This is a genomic window from Paraburkholderia phenoliruptrix, assembly GCF_047325075.1.
Classification (GTDB): Bacteria; Pseudomonadota; Gammaproteobacteria; order Burkholderiales; family Burkholderiaceae; genus Paraburkholderia; species Paraburkholderia phenoliruptrix.
In genome coordinates this window covers 2,053,486-2,071,633 of record NZ_CP168531.1, presented here as the reverse complement: position 1 = coordinate 2,071,633, position 18,148 = coordinate 2,053,486, and the positions used below count along the sequence as shown (strand labels likewise).

Genomic DNA, 18,148 nt, shown 5'->3' with positions numbered 1-18,148 from the left:
ATTTGCAGTCGTCAACTGTTTAGAATTTTCACGATCCAAAGTGTGGTAATCGCAGAAAACACCAGTGCCACTGCACACCAATAAGTTAGTTTTCCCTTCCGGGAGAATTTTCGGTACTGATCGTCCGAAGGACCTGGAAGCCCGACCATGCTTGACCTCACTGTTTTTTGTTCAACACAGGAGTCGAGTGACTCCACGGGGTCACACCTGCTGCAATTGTTCCAGCCGAGCCGATGCCCACTTCAACTGCCGTTCCTCCACCATAAGCGTGAGTAACAGCCGCTACCAGATTAACCCGGAATGGTGTCGGTATTGAAACAGAAAATTGGTTGCCGTCGCCATTCAGAAAATCGTTCGTTGCGTCTGCACTATGCGCGCCAAAGATCCATCCTAATGTGCCGGCGATACCCGGCGTCCACGACGCTGCGGGAAGCATTTGTGAGACCCCCGCAGATGCGTAGATAGCCCCATCAAATAAATTTACTGCGCCGCCAGCCGTGCCCGACAGAACCGAGCCGCCCACCGTTGCATAGTTTGGTGATACGGCGGCCATAATTGGCGTCTGACTAACTGCCTGGTTCAGGTCGCCTTGCGCCCGAATCGCCGCGTTGAGTGTCGCCTCATTGCAGGTTCCAGTGGCTGGGCAAACCTGCGTAACCAGATCCTTCCTAGGTTGCTTACCGTTCGTGTCATCGTGCTCCGACCGGTTGAAGCGGTCAACGTTGTAAGCAGAGGTCGCGCCTGCATCGCCGCCTACCGCAGCTCCCGCGCCCGTCGCAATTGCGTTTGAAACAATGTTGCCGAGCGCCTTGTTGATATCGGGATTGCCTGTCGGATCCGAACCGGCGATTGCACCACTCAGTTCGTTGAGTTTGCCTGCTGCAATCGACGCGATCCCCGCGCCCGCCGCACCGCCGAGCGCGTTGCCGCCCGCGAGTCCTGTCACGAGCGCCCCGCCTGCTGCTTGCATCAGCGCGCGACTTGTCCCGCCTTCCTTCCACGCATCCATGCCGGCCTGATCGCCGTTTGCTGCCGCCTCGTCGTACTTCGACTTTGCAAAGTCCCCGATCCGCCGCGACACCGCTTCACCCGCTGCTCCCGCCGCCGCCATCATGTCGGCCTGACGGTCCAGCAGGTTGTTCACGTCTGGCAGTTTTACCACCGTGCCGTTGGTGTTCGACGTGTCGCGGTTCAGGCTCGCGATGTCCTGCGTCTGATGGGCCGTATCCGTCACGCTGATCGTCCCCGCGCTGATGCCGCTGCGCGTGGTCGCGCTATCGCTACCGCTATTGTTCTGGCTCAGCATCGGGGCGAGGCCGCCCGCGTTCGTCCCCGACGTGCTGCCGTGCGTGGCGTAGTTCGCGCCACCGTCACCGGTCGTCACGCCGCCACCGAAGCCGCCCGTGTGCGCGCTGTAACTCGACGCGTTCTCGATATCGCTGTAGGTCAGCGTTCCCGTTGACAGCGTGTTCTTCGACGCATCCGCGCCGCTCGCAATCACCGCGCCCTTGAGGTCCGTGTTGCCGGCGACGCTGACGTTGAACCCGCCGTCGCCGGCCTGGATTCCAGCCTGTTCGTTCACCCCCGCGTAGCTGCCGTTCGCACTCGCATTCGTATGGCTGAAGCTCGCGCTGCCGCCACCCTGGCTGATAGAAAAGCCGCCACCCGTACTGGTCTGATGTGCGCTGCTTGTCATCGTGTCCTGCACGCTGGCGATGTTCAGGTTGCCGCCCACATCCGCATTGACCTGACGCGCATTCACGTTTGCGCCGATGATGTTCGTGTCGCCCCCCGAGAGAATCGTCGCTGTGTTCGCGGCCGTGACGTGCGTGTTGTTCTGCATCGCCGCATCGCTGTTCGCGTCGCCGTGGGCCTTCGCCATTGAAGCCGACACGCCAAATCCCTGCGTGCCATACGACACACCGACGCTCGCACTGCTCGACGCGTTGGTGCTGCGCGTCGAATCCGTATCAGTCGTATTGACCAGATTGACCTGGTTCTTCGCCGCGAGAACCACGTCCGTTGCATTGACGTTCGATCCCGCTATCGTCAGCTTGCCGCTGCCGGACGTGCCGTCACCCGTCGCCACGAATGCCGCCGTGCCACCTGCGGAAACATTCGAACCCCGACTGGTCGTCGAGTCTTCTGCGAACGTGTTCTTGCTGTGACTGGTGCCATAACTGAGTTCGACCTTCACTTCGGGCGCCGCACCGTGTGCCAGTGCGCCGAGCCCGTTCGCCGCGTCGATTGCGCTGCTCGCCGCCGCCATACCGTGCAGTGCGGCTGCCCGGTCATCCTTGCTATGGCCCGCGGCATGAGCCTGATCGACCGCATTGGAAATTGCGTCGAGCACTGGCGCTTTCACGGCGAGTGTGAACCCACTCTTATCCACTGTCTGCGTCTGGTCGTGGTGATACGTGTCCGTCGCCGAGTCGATCACCACGTTCGCGCCCGTACCCGTGACGTTCTTCGCCGCGATCAGATCGCTGCCCGTCACATGCAGGTCGTTCCCCGCGACGATGTTCAGATTGCCGTTCAGTGAGCCCACCGTGCTGCCCGTGTTCGTCACAGTTGACGTGTTGGCCGTATCGATCTGCTTCTGGCTGCCATAGGAAATGCCGATACCGCCGCCCGCGCCGAAGCCCGAATCATGCTTCTGGTACGAAGTCGATGTGCTCTGCGTGTCCTGCGTCGTCGTGATCATCACGTCATGCGCCGCACTGAGCGACACGTCGTTCGTGCCGACGATAGTACTGCCCGCGACCTTGATATCCCTGCCGCTCGCAATCGTGACCGCATCGGCCGAAACGGTGCTGCCTTGCGAAAGCGTCGTCGTAGTGCGGCTCGAACTGGCGACCTCAGAACGGCTGCCGACATTGCTGTGGCTGTGCTGCTCCTGCGCGTTGTCGACATGCGTTTCCGTCGCCGCACCGATAGTCACGTCGCCCTGAGCCGCGAGCGTCGCCGTGCCCTTGTCCAGACCGATCCCGCTGCCGCTCACGGTGATGTTCTTGCCCGACACCACCGCCAGCGAATCGCCTGCATGGAGTGTCGACGCGCTGAGCGTGTCGTCGGACCGGTGCAGCGACTCCGCGTAGCTGCGACTGCTGTCGCTGCCCGAACTGTTGCTGTCGGTTGTCGAGGTGGTTTTCGCTGCCTGGATGGTTACGTTGCCGTTCGCCGCGACGACGCCACCGCCGCCGAGGTTGATGTTCGCACCCGTGGCCGTCAGGTCGCCGCCGACGCCAATCTGCGACACGCCGCCAACCTTGATGGAACTGCCGTTCGTCTGGTTGATGTCCGTATTTGACACGCCGTTCGCGCGCTCGACAATCTTGTGCTCGCCGGTCTGCACCGAGCCGATATCGTAGTTGCCGCCCACGGCCATACCAAGATTGCCACCAACATTCAGATTGCCCGCGTTCTGCTCAACGTTGCCGCCGGTCACGATGACCGCATTGCCAGCGACATTCAGGTTCGCAATCGGCCCGAGCGTGGTCGTGGTGCGCGTAGCACCCGTCGCACTCACCTGGTCAACCGTCCTGACCGCCGTGTTGAGCAGCAGGTCGCCGCCTGCATTCAGCGCGAGGCTGCCAGCGTTCACCGTTGCCGAAGTCAGGTCGATATTGCCCTTTGTGTTCAGCGACATCAGGCCGCCGCTTTGCAGCGTGCCGAACGCGTTATTGATCTGGTTGCCCTGAATCGACATCGTGTTACCGGCCTGGATCGTGCCGCTGTTCGTGAAGGTCTGCGCGTTCTGGATATCGATGTCGGTCGCCGCGATAAGCGGGCCGTTCATGTTCCGCTGGCTTGCCTTCGCGAGATAAACGACGGGCACGAGCACCTGCTGACCGTTGACGGTCTCGGTTTGCATGATGACGACATTGCTGGTCAGCGCCGCCACCTGCTCCGGCGACAGGCTCATGCCAAGCGGCAGATTCAAAGTCTTCGACAGCGACGCGCCCGCGTCGAGCATTGCCTGATACATCGATTGAAGATCGGTGTACGGGCCGAGTACCGCCTTCCCAGTGAGCGACGTAATCTGGTTGCGCACGAGCTGCTGCTCGTAGAAACCGTCGCCCAGGCGCTTCTCCGTTGTCTGCGGATTCAGGCCAAGCTGTCGCAGGTAGTAGTCGCTCGAAATGAACGTTTTCTGGTTCGTAAACGCCGGGTTCGTTTCGATCAGATAGGTTGCGCCCGGTGCGGTCGCGGGATGGAACAGTCCGCCTTGGGGAACTGACAGGTTGTGCAGCACGTTCTGCGCTGTGGCGCTCGCAATCGCCGGGTCGACCATGCTGCTGCCGCCATTAACCAACGCCGCGCCGGACTTCCCGCCGCTCGCGTTGCCGCTGATACCGTTGATGTTCACGCCCAACACGGCCTGACCGGGCGCGAGATTCAGCGATGGAATGCCGGCATTGCCCGCCGTGTTGTTGATGCTGATGCCGTTGCCCGAGAACGTGCCGCCTGCGACAAAGCTTGATTCATAGCTCGGGAGCGAGTAGTAGCGGATATCGGCCGGCGCTTTCTGCGTGTAGCCACCAGGCCGCGAGCCGACGAACGGTGCATCGCCGAAAGGCAATTGCCAGTCGTATTCGGTGTTGTCGTAGTTGTTGTAGTGGTACTCGCCCGAGTATGTGACCTGCAACTGTGGGGCCGTCTGACCCTGCCAGCTATTCTGGTCAAGCGTCGTGGGCGCGGCGATGTTGCCGACTGCCGCGACTGCGCTCCAGTAATTCTGGAACAGACCCACGTTCGACGCGTCGAGATTGCCACCCGCGACAATCTGCGCCTGCGGGCTGATCCCTGCGATCAGGTTCGCGAGTGCGACGCCCGTGTAGGTGGTGTACTGGTAGCTCGAATTCCATTGCCCGCCGTGGGGTGGATCGGTATAGACGCCGCCGATGCTGTCCGGGTCTTTTACGCCGACCTGTCCGGTGCGACCGGACAGGCTGATGCCGAGTTCGGCCAGCAGGTTCGGATCGACCGGCTGGTCCAGCCCAGTCGTCGTCATCGCCATACGGGTGTTCGTCACCTGAGCGGCGTGCAGTTCCATGTCGCCGGCCGACTCAATCAGTGCCGACTGGTTGCGGATAAGGCTTGCGTTTGTGTAGTTCCCGTTCGCGTCCTTGCCGCCTGCGAGCACGACCTTGCCGAGACCGTAGATTGCCGTGCTCGCCTGGGTGTCAGTCGTCGTTGTGTCGTCGCGGTTTTCGATATCGTTCGACAGCAGTTCGAGCGTGCCGCTACTGTCGGTTGCGCCAATCAGCGCAGTCGGCCCGGTATTCGACAGCGATTGCGTCGCATTGAGCGAGACGCTGCCGCCGACCATCGTTCCCATGTTTTCCAGCGTGTTCGAGTGCGTCGCGAGCGTGCCGCCCGCCATCATCACGCCGCTGTTCCGGACATCGCCCGCGTTGATGTTCAGGTTGTTCGCCGCTTGGACCAGTGCGTTATTGCTGAATGTGCCCGGCAAGGTGAAGGTCAGGTCATGACCGGCGTTGAACTGAACATCCGGCGTGGGCGCAAAATCGCCGCGAACGCTCACCGCAACGTCATTCGCCGCGCTATAGGCGCCGCCACCCATGAGGGTCGCGGCGTTCACGGTGAGGTTATGGGTCGCACCGATCCGGCCGTTCGCGTTCGTGACCGCGCCCGTCGTCGTAATCGAGACATCGCCGTTCGACCCGGCAAGACTGCCGATCTGCCCGCTGCTGTTGTCGACGGAATCGCCTTGCACCGCGACGCCCGCGCCGCTCACCTGGCCGTTCTGCGTGTTCACCAGTGCCGACGTATCCACGGCAACCTGGCCGTTGCCCGTCATGACGCCGCCGCTGTTGACCGTCTGGCGTCCACCTTGCACGGTCATGTTGCCCGTGCCGAGATTACTGACGAGGCCGTTCGTGTTGTCGACGGACGCAGCCTGAATCGCGAGCGTGCTCGTGTCGCCGGCCGCGCCCGTGCCTGACTGGATTTGTCCGTTGGTATTCGTCAGCGTGCCGCCGCTGCCGAGCGACAGCGACGAGAGAGCGCGAACGGAGCCTTGCGTGTTATTCAGGTCGCCCGCGATGCTCGCCGCGATGTTTCCTTGTGACGCGAGCACGCCGTACAGGTTATTCAGGCTGGCCGCCTGCACGACGATCTGACCCGCGGCGATGATCTTGCCGCCGACGTTGGAGAAAACGCCCGCGCCATAGCCGGGTGCAATCGTCAGCGTGCCGGCACCGGCGTTGAGAATCGTGCCGTAGTCGTTGACGAGCGCACCGGGCGCGAGCGAGAAGTTTGCGCTGTTGGTTTGCAGCGTGCCGCCGTTCGAATTGTCGAACGTGCCACTGACGTTGAAGCCCATCGACGATGTGCCGTATTGCGTAATCGAGCCGCCTCGGTTCAGCAGGTCCGTCGCGGTCAGTGCGGGCTGGTTCGCCTCAATGTCGCCGCTGCTGTTATCGAGCGTCGCGCCGGTCGTCAGCGCGAGCTCAGGCGCGACAATCGAGCCGCCGCTATTCGTCAGCGTTCCCGTGCTGATGGTTTCCGTCGTACCCGCGCCAATCTGTCCGCCGTTATTGTCGAGCGAGCCGCTGGTGATGCCCGCACCGGCGTTCGAAAGCAGCTTGCCGTTTGTATTGTTCAGCGCGCCGCCGACATTCGCGGCCAGGCCGTTCTGTCCAATGATCGAACCGGACGTGTTATCGAGCGCGCCGCCACGAATCGCGCCCTGGCCGTTCGTGGCAATCTTGCCGCCGACGTTCGAGATTGCGCCCCCGCCATTCCCGGCATTGATCGACAGCTTGCCGGTCCCGGCGTGGGTAATCGTGCCGCCGTCGTTGTCCAGCGTGGCCGGCGCAATCGCGAGGTCCGTGCTGTTGGTCTGGAGTGTGCCGCCTGCCGAGTTGTCGAGCGTGCCGGTCACGTCGAGCGTCGTCGCGCCGGTTCCCGTCTGCGTGATGGTGCCGCCGTGATTCAGCAGGTTCGCGGCGTGCAGCGTGAACTGGTTGGCGTTCGCTGTGCCGCAGCTGTTGTCGAACGTCGCGGCTGAAAGCGCGAGCACATGCGCTGCGCCGAACTGACCGGCGTTCGTGAGCGTCGTGCCGGCCCAAAGCGTCATGTCCGCATTGGTCGCAAACGTGCCGCGGTTGAACAGGGTCTGCACGGCGCGCGCAATCAGCGTCTGCACCGCGGTAATCGAACCTGCGTTAGAAATCTGCGCACCTTGCAAACTGACGCCGCCATTGCCCCGAATGCTGCCGTCCGCGCCGTTGTTGAGCAGGCCGGTGGTCGTGACGGAAACACCGTCTGCATTCAGCGACGCGAGCGTACCGCCAGAGTTGTCGAGCGATCCGCTCGACGAGGCGAGCGCGCCCGCGGCCTGCATCGTGCCGCCCTGGTTGTTCGTCGCGCCAGAGACGTTTTCGGTCAGTGTGCTACCCGCAACCATCTGGCCGCTTCGGTTCGAGAGTGCGCCCGCCGTGATGGTCTGCGCGCCGCCTGACGACATCGCGCCGTTATCATTCGTGAGCGTACCGCTCACGCGGGTGTCGAGTGTGCCGCCTGCGGTCGTCGTCGCGCCCGACAGGTTCAGGTCGCCGCTCTTTGCAGCCAGCGCAAGCGCACCGTTCGCGGAATTCGTCGCGCCCGCGAGATTCACCGCCGCGCCGCTTACGCTCGCATTGCCGCCGGCCACATTGCGGCCGGTCGCCGTGACTGCGCCGGACGCGTTCACATTCAGGTCGCCTAACTGCGCGAGCGAGCCGTCGCCGTTCACGCCCGCCGCGAGCGTGCCCGTCGAACTGACCGAACCCGCGCTTGCGGTCATGTTCTGCTGCGCGGCAACCATGCCGCTGTTCGTCAGCGCGCCCGCCGTGGTCAGGCTGACGTTCTGCTGCGCGTAGGTCGTGCCGCTGTTGTCGATGTCCTGTGCGTTCGCAACGATATTGCCGCTCGCGTTCGTCTGGCCTGCCAGCACCAGCTTGCCCGCGGTGGTCAGCACGAGGTCGCCCGATTGCGCGGCCGCGATGCCCTTGAGCGAAATACCGACACCCAGTTCCGTCTCGACCAACTGGATGCGGTTGGCGTACATGCCGCCGAGATTGCTGACGTCGATCGAGACACCCGGCGCGGCGCCATCGCCCGCAATCGGCGTTGCATTGAGCGTGCTGTAGTCGACGCTGTTCGCGCCGGTGACGACGTTCAGGTTTGTCTTCGCGTAGACCGCGGCATTGGCCTGGACGGCACGGGATAGCAGGTCGACCTGATCGACGTTCGACGCATTCAGGCCTGCGCCGCTGATCGCGATGTTGCCGCCCGTGACATTGAAGCCTGACACGGAGCCGTCCGCGGCGTAATTCGGCGTGCCGGTTGTCAGCGTCGCTCGGCTCGTGTTGATGAATGTCCCGCCGTTGACAGAAATCCCTGACGGATTTGCCAGAATCACGTTCGCGCGTTGGCCTGCCACTTCGAGCGCGCCATTAAATTGCGATGCGCTCGCGCTGTTGACCTGGTTGACAATGACCCGGGCGGCTTGTCCCGCTGCGAAGTTCGGATTGCCGTTAATCATGCCGCCGAGCTGCGACTGCACCATCGTCGGCGAGTTGTTCAGAATCGCGCCGCGCTGGGGGACGTCGAACTGGTTGTAGGTATTGACCGACACGCCGGCACCAGACGGACGGTTAATGTTCACCTGGTCGGCCCGTTCGGCGTCTGGATGACGTTCGGGGCGTGCGCGCCGCCTGCAACGATCTGCGCGAACGACAGCATGGGCGCGAGCGCCAGCAGTGCAACAGGCAGCAGACGACGAAGCGATTGAAGGACGCCGCACGATCTTGCCCCGCGGGTCTCTTCTGATTTTCCTGCCGCCGTGGCCGTTTCTTCGACGGCGATAAGCATGTTGCGCGAACGACTGTAGACCAGGCGGTAACACCGATTCATTGAAGCAATCCCGCAGAATATTATTTTTTCGATTCTTGCGGCGCTTCGGGAATCGATGTATCAAGGATCGTCAATGCGGGGGCATTTTCAGATTTGTCCGATGAATCAGGCCGGCAAACGAATCGTTACGTCGCTTTTTGACTACATTTCATAACCTTCCGACGGTGCCGGTTGTAATAACTTCGTTAGCTTCCGGTCTGACCTGATGGCCCATCACAGATGTGGCATTCGCGCTGCCCTAAACCAGCAGCGTTTTCTGGTTTGCGCCAACCTCCTTGCGCCGCCGCCTTCACGCGTCGCCCTCGCTCGCTCACCCGCACCGCCCTTCACCGCGCGGTTCGCGCCCTTCCCGCCCTTCGCACCCGCCGCAAAACCGCACCGCACGAGTGATAAACTCCTAGCACTCTTTCTCGTCCCCTTCCTATGAAATTCTGTTCTGTCTGCGGCCACGGCGTCAGCCTGAGCATTCCGCCGGGCGACAATCGCGAGCGCTTCGTGTGCGGCAGTTGCGGCACCGTGCACTATCAGAATCCGCGCAACGTCGTCGGCACCGTTCCGGTTTGGGACGACAAGGTGCTGCTGTGCCGCCGTGCCATCGAACCGCGCTACGGCTACTGGACGCTGCCCGCGGGTTTCATGGAAATGGGCGAGACCACGGCCGAGGCCGCCTCGCGCGAAACGCTGGAGGAAGCCGGCGCGCGCGTCGAGGTGCAGAACCTGTTCTCGCTGCTGAACGTGCCGCACGTTCACCAGGTGCATCTGTTCTACATGGCGCGCCTGCTCGATCTGGACGTCGCCGCGGGCGAGGAAAGTCTCGAAGTGAAGCTCTTCGAGGAGCGCGACATTCCGTGGGACGAGATTGCGTTTCCCACCGTCGGGCAAACGCTGCGTTTCTTTTTCGCCGACCGCGCGGCCGGCAGTTTCGGGCTGCATACCGGCGACATCTTCCGCTCGCTGCGCGAAGGCTGAGCCTTCACTGAGCGACTCCGCATGGTCCCCTGGCTCGGCCCCGACGATCCGTTTCCGCCCGTGGAGCGCGCGCTCGGCGCGGCAAGCGGCGCGCCTGGCCTGCTCGCCGCGAGCGGCGATCTGCTGCCGTCGCGGCTCATCGACGCCTACCGCCACGGCATCTTCCCCTGGTATTCGGACGGCCAGCCCGTGCTGTGGTGGAGCCCCGACCCGCGCATGATCCTGCGCCCCGCCGAGTTCAAGGTGTCGCCGTCGCTGCGCAAAACGCTCAAGCGCGTGTTGCGCGACGACGCGTGGGAAATTCGCGTGGACCATGACTTCGGCGCCGTGATGCGCACGTGCGCGCAAGCGCCGCGGCGCGGGCAGCGCGGCACCTGGATCACGGCTGACGTCGTGGACGCCTACACGTCCCTGCACCGCGCGGGCGATGCGCACAGCATCGAAACATGGTTCGAGGGCGAGCGCGTGGGCGGCCTGTACGGCGTGTCGTTCGGCAAGATGTTCTTCGGCGAATCGATGTTCGCGAACGTCACGGATGCCTCGAAAATGGCGCTGGCCGCGCTTGTCGGCCACTTGCGCCGTCACGAAATAGAAATGATAGACTGCCAGCAGAACACGTCGCATCTGGCGTCGCTCGGCGGTCGCGAGATAGCGCGCAAGGCGTTCATCGCGCATGTTCGCGCGTCCGTCGACGCACCGCGCATTCCCTGGCGCTTCGACAAGACCGCGTTGCTCGATGTGCTTGCGCGAGCGGCGTAGGAAGAATCAGGCCGAATCCGGATCCGTTCAATCGAATGCGCGGATCGACACGCTAGCCGCAACGCGGGCCGGGTTTGCATTACCAGAGACGCTTCGAGAGCTGCCAACGTGACTCATCCCAACGAGCTGCCTCTATCTCCGCTTTCGGCGCTGCAATTTTATGCAACGGCGCCTTACCCGTGCAGTTATCTCGACGGGCGCATCGCGCGCTCGCAGGTCGCCACGCCCAGTCACCTCATCAATTCGGACGTCTACACCGAGCTCGTGAAGGCGGGTTTCCGGCGCTCGGGCGTGTTCACCTACCGGCCGTATTGCGACGGCTGCCGTGCCTGCGTGCCGGTGCGCGTGCCGGTCGAGCGCTTCGAGCCTAACCGCACGCAGCGTCGCGTGTGGAAAAAACATGGCGACATGGTCGCGACCGTCGCGCCGCTTCACTACGACGAGGAACACTACGCGCTCTACATGCGCTATCAGTCCGCACGGCACGCGGGCGGCGGCATGGACCGCGACAGCCGCGATCAATACGAGCAGTTTCTGCTGCAAAGCCGGATCAACTCGCGGCTCGTCGAATTCCGCGAGCCGCTGCCGGAGCGGCCCGATGCGCCGGGCCTGCTGCGCATGATCAGCATGATCGACATTCTCGGCGACGGGCTCTCGTCCGTGTACACGTTCTTCGAGCCCGGACTGCCGCATACGAGCTTCGGCACCTACAACATCTACTGGCAGATCGAGCAGGCGCGCAGCCTCAAGCTGCCGTATGTGTACCTCGGCTACTGGATTCGCGAGAGCCCGAAGATGGCGTACAAGGCCAATTTCAGGCCGCTCGAGGGTTTGATCGACGGCGTGTGGCGCGTGCTCGATCCCGCCGGCGTGGACCTCGCGCCGGCCAGCGCGGGCTTGCAGGGCCGGCGCGGCGGGCCGCTGCGGCCCTGAGCACACAGTGCCTCTCCTTGCACCCTATCTCATTGAAACCGCAAAGCCGGTAAAATAGCGGGTTCCCATTTTTCGGCCCGCCCGGCTTCGTCCCGTGTTCAGTTCCCTCTATCCGCTCATACGCGCCCAACTCTTTCGCATGGACGCGGAAGACGCTCATCACCTGACCTTGCGCGCGCTCGGCGCCGCCGGCCGCACCGGGCTCGCGGGCGCACTCGCCGCCCGTGTGCCGGACGCGCCGCGCACGGTCATGGGGCTCACGTTCCGCAATCCGGTGGGGCTTGCCGCCGGACTGGACAAGGACGGTGCCGCGATCGACGGACTCGCCGCGCTCGGCTTCGGCTTCATCGAAGTGGGCACGGTCACGCCGCGTGCGCAGCCCGGCAACCCGCGGCCACGCATGTTCCGGCTGCCGCAGGCGCAGGCCGTCATCAACCGCATGGGCTTTAACAACGCGGGCGTCGACCAGTTTGTGAAGAACGTGCAGGCCGCGCGCTATCGCGGCATTCTCGGTCTGAACATCGGCAAGAACGCCGACACGCCGATCGAACGCGCCGCCGAAGACTATCTGTACTGCCTCGAGCGCGTCTATCCGTTCGCGAGCTATGTGACGGTCAACATCTCGTCGCCGAATACGAAAAATCTGCGCCAGCTGCAGGGCGCGGGCGAACTGGACGCGCTCCTCGCCGCACTCAAGGACAAGCAGCAGCGTCTCGCCGACATGCACGGCAAGCTCGTGCCGCTCGCGCTGAAGATCGCGCCCGATCTCGACGACGAGCAGATCAAATCGATCGCCGACACGCTCCTGCGCCATCGCTTCGAAGGCGTGATCGCGACCAACACCACGCTCTCGCGCACGGCCGTCACGGGCATGCAATACGGCGACGAAGCCGGCGGCCTGTCGGGCAAGCCGGTGTTCGACGCGTCGAACGAAGTGATCCGCAAGCTGCGCGCCGAAGTCGGCGAGACGGTGCCCATCATCGGCGTCGGCGGGATTTTTTCCGGCGACGACGCGCGCGCCAAGATCGCCGCGGGCGCTTCGCTCGTGCAGCTCTACACCGGCTTCATCTATCGGGGACCGGCGCTCATCAGCGAGTGCGTTGGGGCGCTGCGCTAGGCGCGCGGCGTGCGCGTCTGCCTCGCGCCGCCATACACACATGAACAATCGGTATTTCGCTTCGGGCAATCTGCTTTGTTAAGCTTTCGTCCGCTATAACACCACACGAACAAAAAAGGACCAGGATGCAAGTTCGCTTGTTGAAAAAGCTTTTCGTCGCCGCCCTGATCGGCGCTTCGTTCACCGCGGTCACGGCCCACGCCGACGATCTGCTCGACCAGGTCAAGCAGCGCGGCACGCTACGCGTCGGCCTGGAAGGCACCTTCCCCCCGTTCAATTCGAAAGCGCCGTCGGGCGAACTGGTCGGCTATGACGTCGACATCGCCAAAGCCGTCGCGGCCAAACTGGGCGTGAAGCCGGAATTCGTCACGACCGAGTGGAGCGGCATCATTGCGGGTCTGCAGGCCGGCAAGTTCGACGTGATCGTCAACCAGGTCGGCATCACGGACGCACGCAAGCAGGCGCTCGACTTCTCGCCGGCCTACACGTACTCGGCCGCGCAGCTGATCCAGCGCAAGGACGACACGCGCCAGTTCAAGTCGCTCGAAGACCTGAAGGGCAAGAAGCTCGGCGTCGGCCTCGGCACCAACTACATGGACATGGCGAAGTCGGTGCCGGGCATCGACGTGAAGACCTATCCCGGCGCGCCCGAATATCTGCGCGATCTGGCAGCGGGACGTCTCGACGCCGCGCTCAACGACCGCCTGATGCTCGCGTATCTGCTCAAGAACTCGCAGTTGCCGCTGCGCACCGGCGCGAACGTCGGCGCGGGCAACCCGTCGGGCATCCCGTTCAGGAAGAACAACCCGAAATTCGCCAAGGCAATCGACGACGCCATGACCCAGCTCGAAGCGGACGGCACCTTCGCGAAAATCTCGGACAAGTGGTTTGGCATCGACGTCAGCAAGCCGCTCAAGTAAGCGGTTGAGGCAAGCGGCCCGCGCTGCAACGAAGGGCGGCATTCCGCGAATGCCGCCCTTCGCGCTTCTGCAGCACGCGCCCCTATTGACGATCCGCGCCTTGCGCGCCAACCCGAGCACCGCTCATGTCCACCACTTCCCTGCTCGTCGAATCGCTTCCTGTGCTCGCGCAGGGCGCCGTCCTCACGGTCAAGTTCGCCGTTCTGTCGATGTTCTTCGGCCTGATCGCGGGCGCCGTCCTCGCGTTGATGGGCGTGAGCCACAGCCGCGCGCTGAACTGGCTCGCGCGCGTCTATGTGAGCGTGATGCGCGGCACGCCGCTGCTCGTGCAGATCTTCGTCATTTACTACGGTTTGCCGAGCTTCGGTATTTCGCTCGATCCGACGCCGGCCGGCGTGATCGCGTTGTCGGCGAACGTCGCCGCCTATCTGTCGGAGAGCATGCGCGGGGCGATTCTCGGCATCCACCAGGGACAATGGCTCGCTGCCTACAGCCTCGGACTCTCGCGGCGCCAGACGCTGCGCTATGTGATCGCGCCGCAGGCCTTGCGCATCGCCGTGCCGAGCCTGTCGAACAGCCTCATCAGCCTGATCAAGGACACGTCGCTCGTGTCGGTGATTACCGTGACGGAGCTGCTGCGCAGCGCGCAGGAAATCATCGCGTCGACCTATCAGCCGCTGCCGCTTTATCTTGCGGCCGCGGCCGTCTACTGGGTGCTGTGCCAGATCCTCGAACTGCTGCAGCGCTGGTACGAACGGCGCCTCGCGCTGCCTTCCCGGCACTGAGCGCAAGCGCATGGCTCGCCGTGCAGGGCGCGCAAGCCGGGCGCGCCGCTCACTCGCCCGCGAACTTCAAACCTAGCGCCGCGCGCGCCGCGTCGGCCATCGCGATCATCTGCAATGACTTGCTGTGCGGCATGAGCGGACTTTCGAGCTGTCCCGCGCGGATCAGCTCGCAAAAGTGGGCGGTCTCGTAGTTGAGGCCGCCGCCTTCGAAGGGCTCATCGAGCTCGACCACGCGACCGTCGGCGTAGCGGATCGTCGCGCGCGACGGGTTCCACCACGGCTCATGGATCGTCACGTGGCCGCCCTTCGCCATGAGAAGCGCGTCGCCCTTGCCGTGCAGGTCCAACCCGCAAAAGAGCTGCGCGATGCCGTGCTCGTGCCGGCTGTTGAGACTCGCAAACGTATCCACGCCGCTCGGGCCGAGACGCCCGAGCGTCTGCACGTCAAGCGGCGCGCCGAGCCAGTCGACGGCGAGAAAGATTTCGTAGATGCCGATATCGAGCAGCGCGCCGCCCGCGTGCGCAAACGACAGCGACGGGTGATCGTCGGGCACGCCCGGAACGGAGCAGCCGGCCCGCACGAGCCCCACTGCGCCGATCGGATCGTCATTTAGATGCGCGCGCAACTTTCTGTAGAGCGGATAAAACGGCGGCTTCATCGCTTCCATGAAGAGCCGTCGGGCGGCACGCGCCGCGTCCACCACGCGTTCGAGTTGCGGCCGGTTGATGGTCGCCGGCTTTTCGCACAGCACGTGCACGCCGGCTTGCAGCGCGGCGATTGCATAGTCGGCGTGGCTGTCCTGCACTGTCGCGATGTAGAGGGCGTCGATGCCGCTCGCGAGCAGCGCCTCGAAGCTCGCCTCACAGCGGCCGCCGAACTCGTCGGCGAAAGCCTGCGCGGACTCGGGCCGGCGCGACCACAGCGCGGCAAGACGCGCGCGCGGCACATAGGCGAGACCCTGCGCGAACCGGCGCGCAATGCGGCCTGTTCCGACGATGCCCCAGCGGATGGTGTCGGCCGAAGCCGTGTCCTGCTTTGAAGTCGAGGTGGCGGTTGTCACGATGACGCGGCGTCCATGCAGTCAAGGAAAGCCGCTATTGTCGCGCATGCAGGCCGCGCGTGCCGCTGTGCCGCTGTGCCGCTGTGCCGCGAATACAGGATCGAGCGCGCGTCGCTCGCGGATGAACACCGCAAGGCTCGCGCCGTGCGGCGTCGACCACGTGCTTCGCTTCGGGCCAGAACCAGCGTATCAGCCGCGGGCGGGCGGAGCCGGCGGCGCCCCGGCGAGCGTGCCGGCGATTTCCTCGGCCGTGTGATCGATCATGGCCAGCGCCGCGAGTTCGGCCTCTTTCGGGTCGCGCCGCTCGATCGCCTCGACCACCCGCCGATGTGAGTTCACCGCCGCCTCCCAGGCGCCCTCGGGCGCGGTGACGGCCGGATTGCCGGTCGACAGTGCGCCGCGAATGATCGCCGCCATCTGCTTGAAGAACTGGTTGCCGCTTGCCACCAGGATACGCGTATGGAACAGTTCGTCGGCTTCCTGATAACCCGGCTCGTCCGGACGAATCACACGGAACGCCTCGAACGCATCGCGCACCGCCGCGATGTCGGCCGCGCTGCCGCGCGACGCGGCCTGTGCCGATGCACGCGGCTCGATCAGAATGCGAAACTCGATGACGTCGCGCTGGAACAGCGGATCGGGCTTCGCGCGAAAGCGCCAGTTCACGACGTCTTCGTCGATCATGCGCCAGTCGCTCATGGGGCGGATCCGGGTGCCGATCTTCGGACGCACGTCGAGCATGTCGCGCGCGAGCAGCATCGACAGCGCCTCGCGCATGACGGTGCGGCTCACGTCGAACTCTTTCGACAACACGTCCTGCGGCGGCAGTATCGCGCCGTATTTCTCCTCGACGATCCCTGTGACGAGCCCGTCCATCACCTTGCTCACCAGTGATCGATCCTTGTTTGCCTGTTCCATGACCCTCTCCCCGAAGCGGTGTTCGCCCCCGCGTAGCCTGTTGATAAACCGCCCTTTTGTGTGTTTTATCGTCGCGTGGTGCTCATCCACGATACGTTGCTAGCTTCACAACGGTTACGCCAGTTGGGACACTTCCTGACAGGGTTATCCCTCTGAAGAATTGTTTCTTCTGTGTAACGCAATACGTCCCGACGGACCCTAAGCTTGCGTTTCAAGCATGCCTTTGGCACCGACTTTGCATCGTGCGAAGACGCACGTTGCAAGCCAAATTGTCTGAACGGAAAGGACCCCGCATCAATCATGGCTCGCCGCAAAAGACGGACCCGCGGTCGAACAGGCAGCGACCGACCCATAACGCCCGCCGAAGAAGATGAGCGGCGCGTGCTCGTCGAGCGAGAACACCAGCACCTCGCCGACGAACAGCGTGTGATCGCCGCAAGGGTGGCGGTCGACTACGCGCGCGGCGAAGCGCGCCGCCGCATGTTCGAGCAGCACCACGTCCGCGAGTCCCTCGACGGGCGCGAAGTGCGGTGCAAGCCGGCTCTGCGGCTCGCCCGCGAAGTGGCGGCTGTGGGCCTCCTGCGCGTCCGACAGCACGCTCACGCCGAAGAACGCGCTCGCCATGAGCCGCTCGTGCATGCGCGCCCGTTGCCCGACCGATACGACGATCAGCGGCGGCTTGAGGGAACCGGACATGAAGGCGTTGGCCGTCATCGCATGCAGGCGCTCGCCGCTGCCTGTCGAGATCACCACGACGCCGGTCGCGAAGCGGCCCAGCGCGCGGCGAAAGCGCCGCTCGTCGAAGCCGGCAGGATGCGGCTCGTCAATCCGCAGTGCCTGAGCGTGCATGGCCGCTCTCCTCGTCTACGCGATACGCGGCAAGCGGCTTGTGCGCGATGAAGTGGAACCACCAGGCGTCGCTCTCGTTCACATCGTCGGCAATACGGTTGCCTGTACAACTATCGAACACCGCGTCGCATTGCAAGCCGACCTCCGCCAGCTGCCGGCGCTGTTCACCGAGTGTCGTGTACACGATCACGATGCCGAAGTTGTGAGCCGCGGCTGTCTTGACCGAGTAGCCGCCATAGTCGCGATTCAGCTTGACGTTGCGCACGTAGTTGAGCGTGCCGAGCTGGAAGCGCCGCATCGAACGCAGCGTGCGCCAGCCGAGCTTGAGCGGATTGAAGGTGAAATGCGGCAGCAGTTGCCAGATGTTCTCCCGATAGCCGGGGCCGCCGCGATTGTGCGACGAGAAGAACACATAGCCGCCGGGCCGCACCACGCGATACATCTCCTTCAGGATCTTCACGCGATCGCCGTAGTCCACGCAGTCGATGCCGTTCCAGCTGAACGCCGCGAGCCCATAGTGGTCGGACGGCAGTTCCGACATATCGCGCGCATCCATATGCCGCAAATCGCGGCCGGGGTAGCGCGAGCTGGCCATCTGCAGCAGCTTCGGCGTGTAGTCGACGCCGGTGTAGTCGTTCGACATGGCGAGCATGAGCGGAATCGTGCGACCGGTGCCGATGCCGATGTCGAGCAACGGCGCGCCCGAACAGCGCGGCGCGAGCCAGTCGAACGCGGCCTCTTCGCCCGCATCGGAAAAGGTCTTGTCGGCCGTGAAAACACGCGCCGCGTCGCGCGAATTCCACGCCACCCGATTGATCCGGTCCAGTTCCGATTGACTATTCACAGCACGCCTCCAGCGCAACAGAACAGCGCCGCGAATGGATCAGGACCGGCTCGCCCAGCGGCGCGTGCA

At 64.0% G+C, this 18,148-nt stretch carries 12 protein-coding genes; 6 read left to right on the top strand and 6 right to left on the bottom strand.

Going from position 1 to position 18,148, the window contains the following annotated elements; all coding sequences use genetic code 11:
* Window positions 1-157: 157 nt before the first annotated feature.
* Window positions 158-8,677 carry a hemagglutinin repeat-containing protein gene (locus ACEN8U_RS21405; RefSeq protein WP_413657520.1) on the bottom strand — a complete coding sequence of 2,840 codons (8,520 nt, stop codon included), beginning with the start codon at window positions 8,675-8,677 and terminating at the stop codon, window positions 158-160.
* Entirely contained in the window at window positions 8,674-8,883 is a 210-nt protein-coding gene (locus ACEN8U_RS21400) for a hypothetical protein (RefSeq protein WP_238558557.1), read from the bottom strand. Before ACEN8U_RS21400 ends, ACEN8U_RS21405 begins: the two co-directional genes overlap by 4 nt.
* Before the next feature lie 465 nt (window positions 8,884-9,348).
* Here ACEN8U_RS21400 and ACEN8U_RS21395 point away from each other — a divergent pair, with 465 nt between their 5' ends.
* From ACEN8U_RS21395 to ACEN8U_RS21370, 6 genes are all read left to right on the top strand, one after another.
* On the top strand, window positions 9,349-9,894 hold the full coding sequence (locus ACEN8U_RS21395) for an NUDIX hydrolase (RefSeq protein ID WP_013588549.1): 546 nt from the start codon (window positions 9,349-9,351) through the stop codon (window positions 9,892-9,894).
* Window positions 9,895-9,915: 21 nt separating this feature from the next.
* On the top strand, window positions 9,916-10,653 hold the full coding sequence (gene aat / locus ACEN8U_RS21390) for a leucyl/phenylalanyl-tRNA--protein transferase (protein ID WP_310106410.1): 738 nt from the start codon (window positions 9,916-9,918) through the stop codon (window positions 10,651-10,653).
* A 108-nt stretch (window positions 10,654-10,761) separates the two neighbouring features.
* Complete coding sequence (locus tag ACEN8U_RS21385; RefSeq protein WP_015002738.1) at window positions 10,762-11,586, top strand: arginyltransferase; 825 nt, start codon at window positions 10,762-10,764, stop codon at window positions 11,584-11,586.
* Between the two features lie 139 nt (window positions 11,587-11,725).
* A complete protein-coding gene (locus ACEN8U_RS21380) occupies window positions 11,726-12,703 on the top strand; it encodes a quinone-dependent dihydroorotate dehydrogenase (RefSeq protein ID WP_015002739.1) in 978 nt (325 codons plus the stop codon).
* 125 nt (window positions 12,704-12,828) lie between these two features.
* Window positions 12,829-13,623, top strand: coding sequence for a cystine ABC transporter substrate-binding protein (locus tag ACEN8U_RS21375; RefSeq protein WP_041745328.1), 795 nt, complete (start codon window positions 12,829-12,831; stop codon window positions 13,621-13,623).
* 125 nt (window positions 13,624-13,748) lie between these two features.
* Window positions 13,749-14,408, top strand: a complete 660-nt coding sequence (locus ACEN8U_RS21370) for an amino acid ABC transporter permease (RefSeq protein ID WP_015002741.1) — start codon at window positions 13,749-13,751, stop codon at window positions 14,406-14,408.
* 49 nt (window positions 14,409-14,457) lie between these two features.
* On the opposite strand, the gene ACEN8U_RS21365 is transcribed toward ACEN8U_RS21370, so the two are convergent.
* From ACEN8U_RS21365 to ACEN8U_RS21350, 4 genes are all read right to left on the bottom strand, one after another.
* Window positions 14,458-15,471, bottom strand: coding sequence for a Gfo/Idh/MocA family protein (locus ACEN8U_RS21365; RefSeq protein WP_374725913.1), 1,014 nt, complete (start codon window positions 15,469-15,471; stop codon window positions 14,458-14,460).
* Window positions 15,472-15,657: 186 nt separating this feature from the next.
* Entirely contained in the window at window positions 15,658-16,386 is a 729-nt protein-coding gene (locus ACEN8U_RS21360; RefSeq protein ID WP_015002743.1) for a FadR/GntR family transcriptional regulator, read from the bottom strand.
* 294 nt (window positions 16,387-16,680) lie between these two features.
* The gene (locus ACEN8U_RS21355) at window positions 16,681-17,235 is read right to left on the bottom strand and encodes a flavin reductase family protein (RefSeq protein ID WP_013588557.1); all 555 of its coding nucleotides are present in this window, start codon (window positions 17,233-17,235) and stop codon (window positions 16,681-16,683) included.
* Window positions 17,210-18,079, bottom strand: a complete 870-nt coding sequence (locus ACEN8U_RS21350; protein WP_015002744.1) for a class I SAM-dependent methyltransferase — start codon at window positions 18,077-18,079, stop codon at window positions 17,210-17,212. Before ACEN8U_RS21350 ends, ACEN8U_RS21355 begins: the two co-directional genes overlap by 26 nt.
* Window positions 18,080-18,148 lie beyond the last annotated feature (69 nt).

Coding starts and splice junctions, on each gene's coding strand:
- ACEN8U_RS21400 (WP_238558557.1), bottom strand. CDS start 8,883: ATGCTTATCGCCGTCGAAGAAACGGCCACGGCGGCAGGAAAATCAGAA.
- ACEN8U_RS21395 (WP_013588549.1), top strand. CDS start 9,349: ATGAAATTCTGTTCTGTCTGCGGCCACGGCGTCAGCCTGAGCATTCCG.
- aat (WP_310106410.1), top strand. CDS start 9,916: ATGGTCCCCTGGCTCGGCCCCGACGATCCGTTTCCGCCCGTGGAGCGC.
- ACEN8U_RS21380 (WP_015002739.1), top strand. CDS start 11,726: ATGGACGCGGAAGACGCTCATCACCTGACCTTGCGCGCGCTCGGCGCC.
- ACEN8U_RS21375 (WP_041745328.1), top strand. CDS start 12,829: ATGCAAGTTCGCTTGTTGAAAAAGCTTTTCGTCGCCGCCCTGATCGGC.
- ACEN8U_RS21370 (WP_015002741.1), top strand. CDS start 13,749: ATGTCCACCACTTCCCTGCTCGTCGAATCGCTTCCTGTGCTCGCGCAG.
- ACEN8U_RS21360 (WP_015002743.1), bottom strand. CDS start 16,386: ATGGAACAGGCAAACAAGGATCGATCACTGGTGAGCAAGGTGATGGAC.
- ACEN8U_RS21355 (WP_013588557.1), bottom strand. CDS start 17,235: ATGCACGCTCAGGCACTGCGGATTGACGAGCCGCATCCTGCCGGCTTC.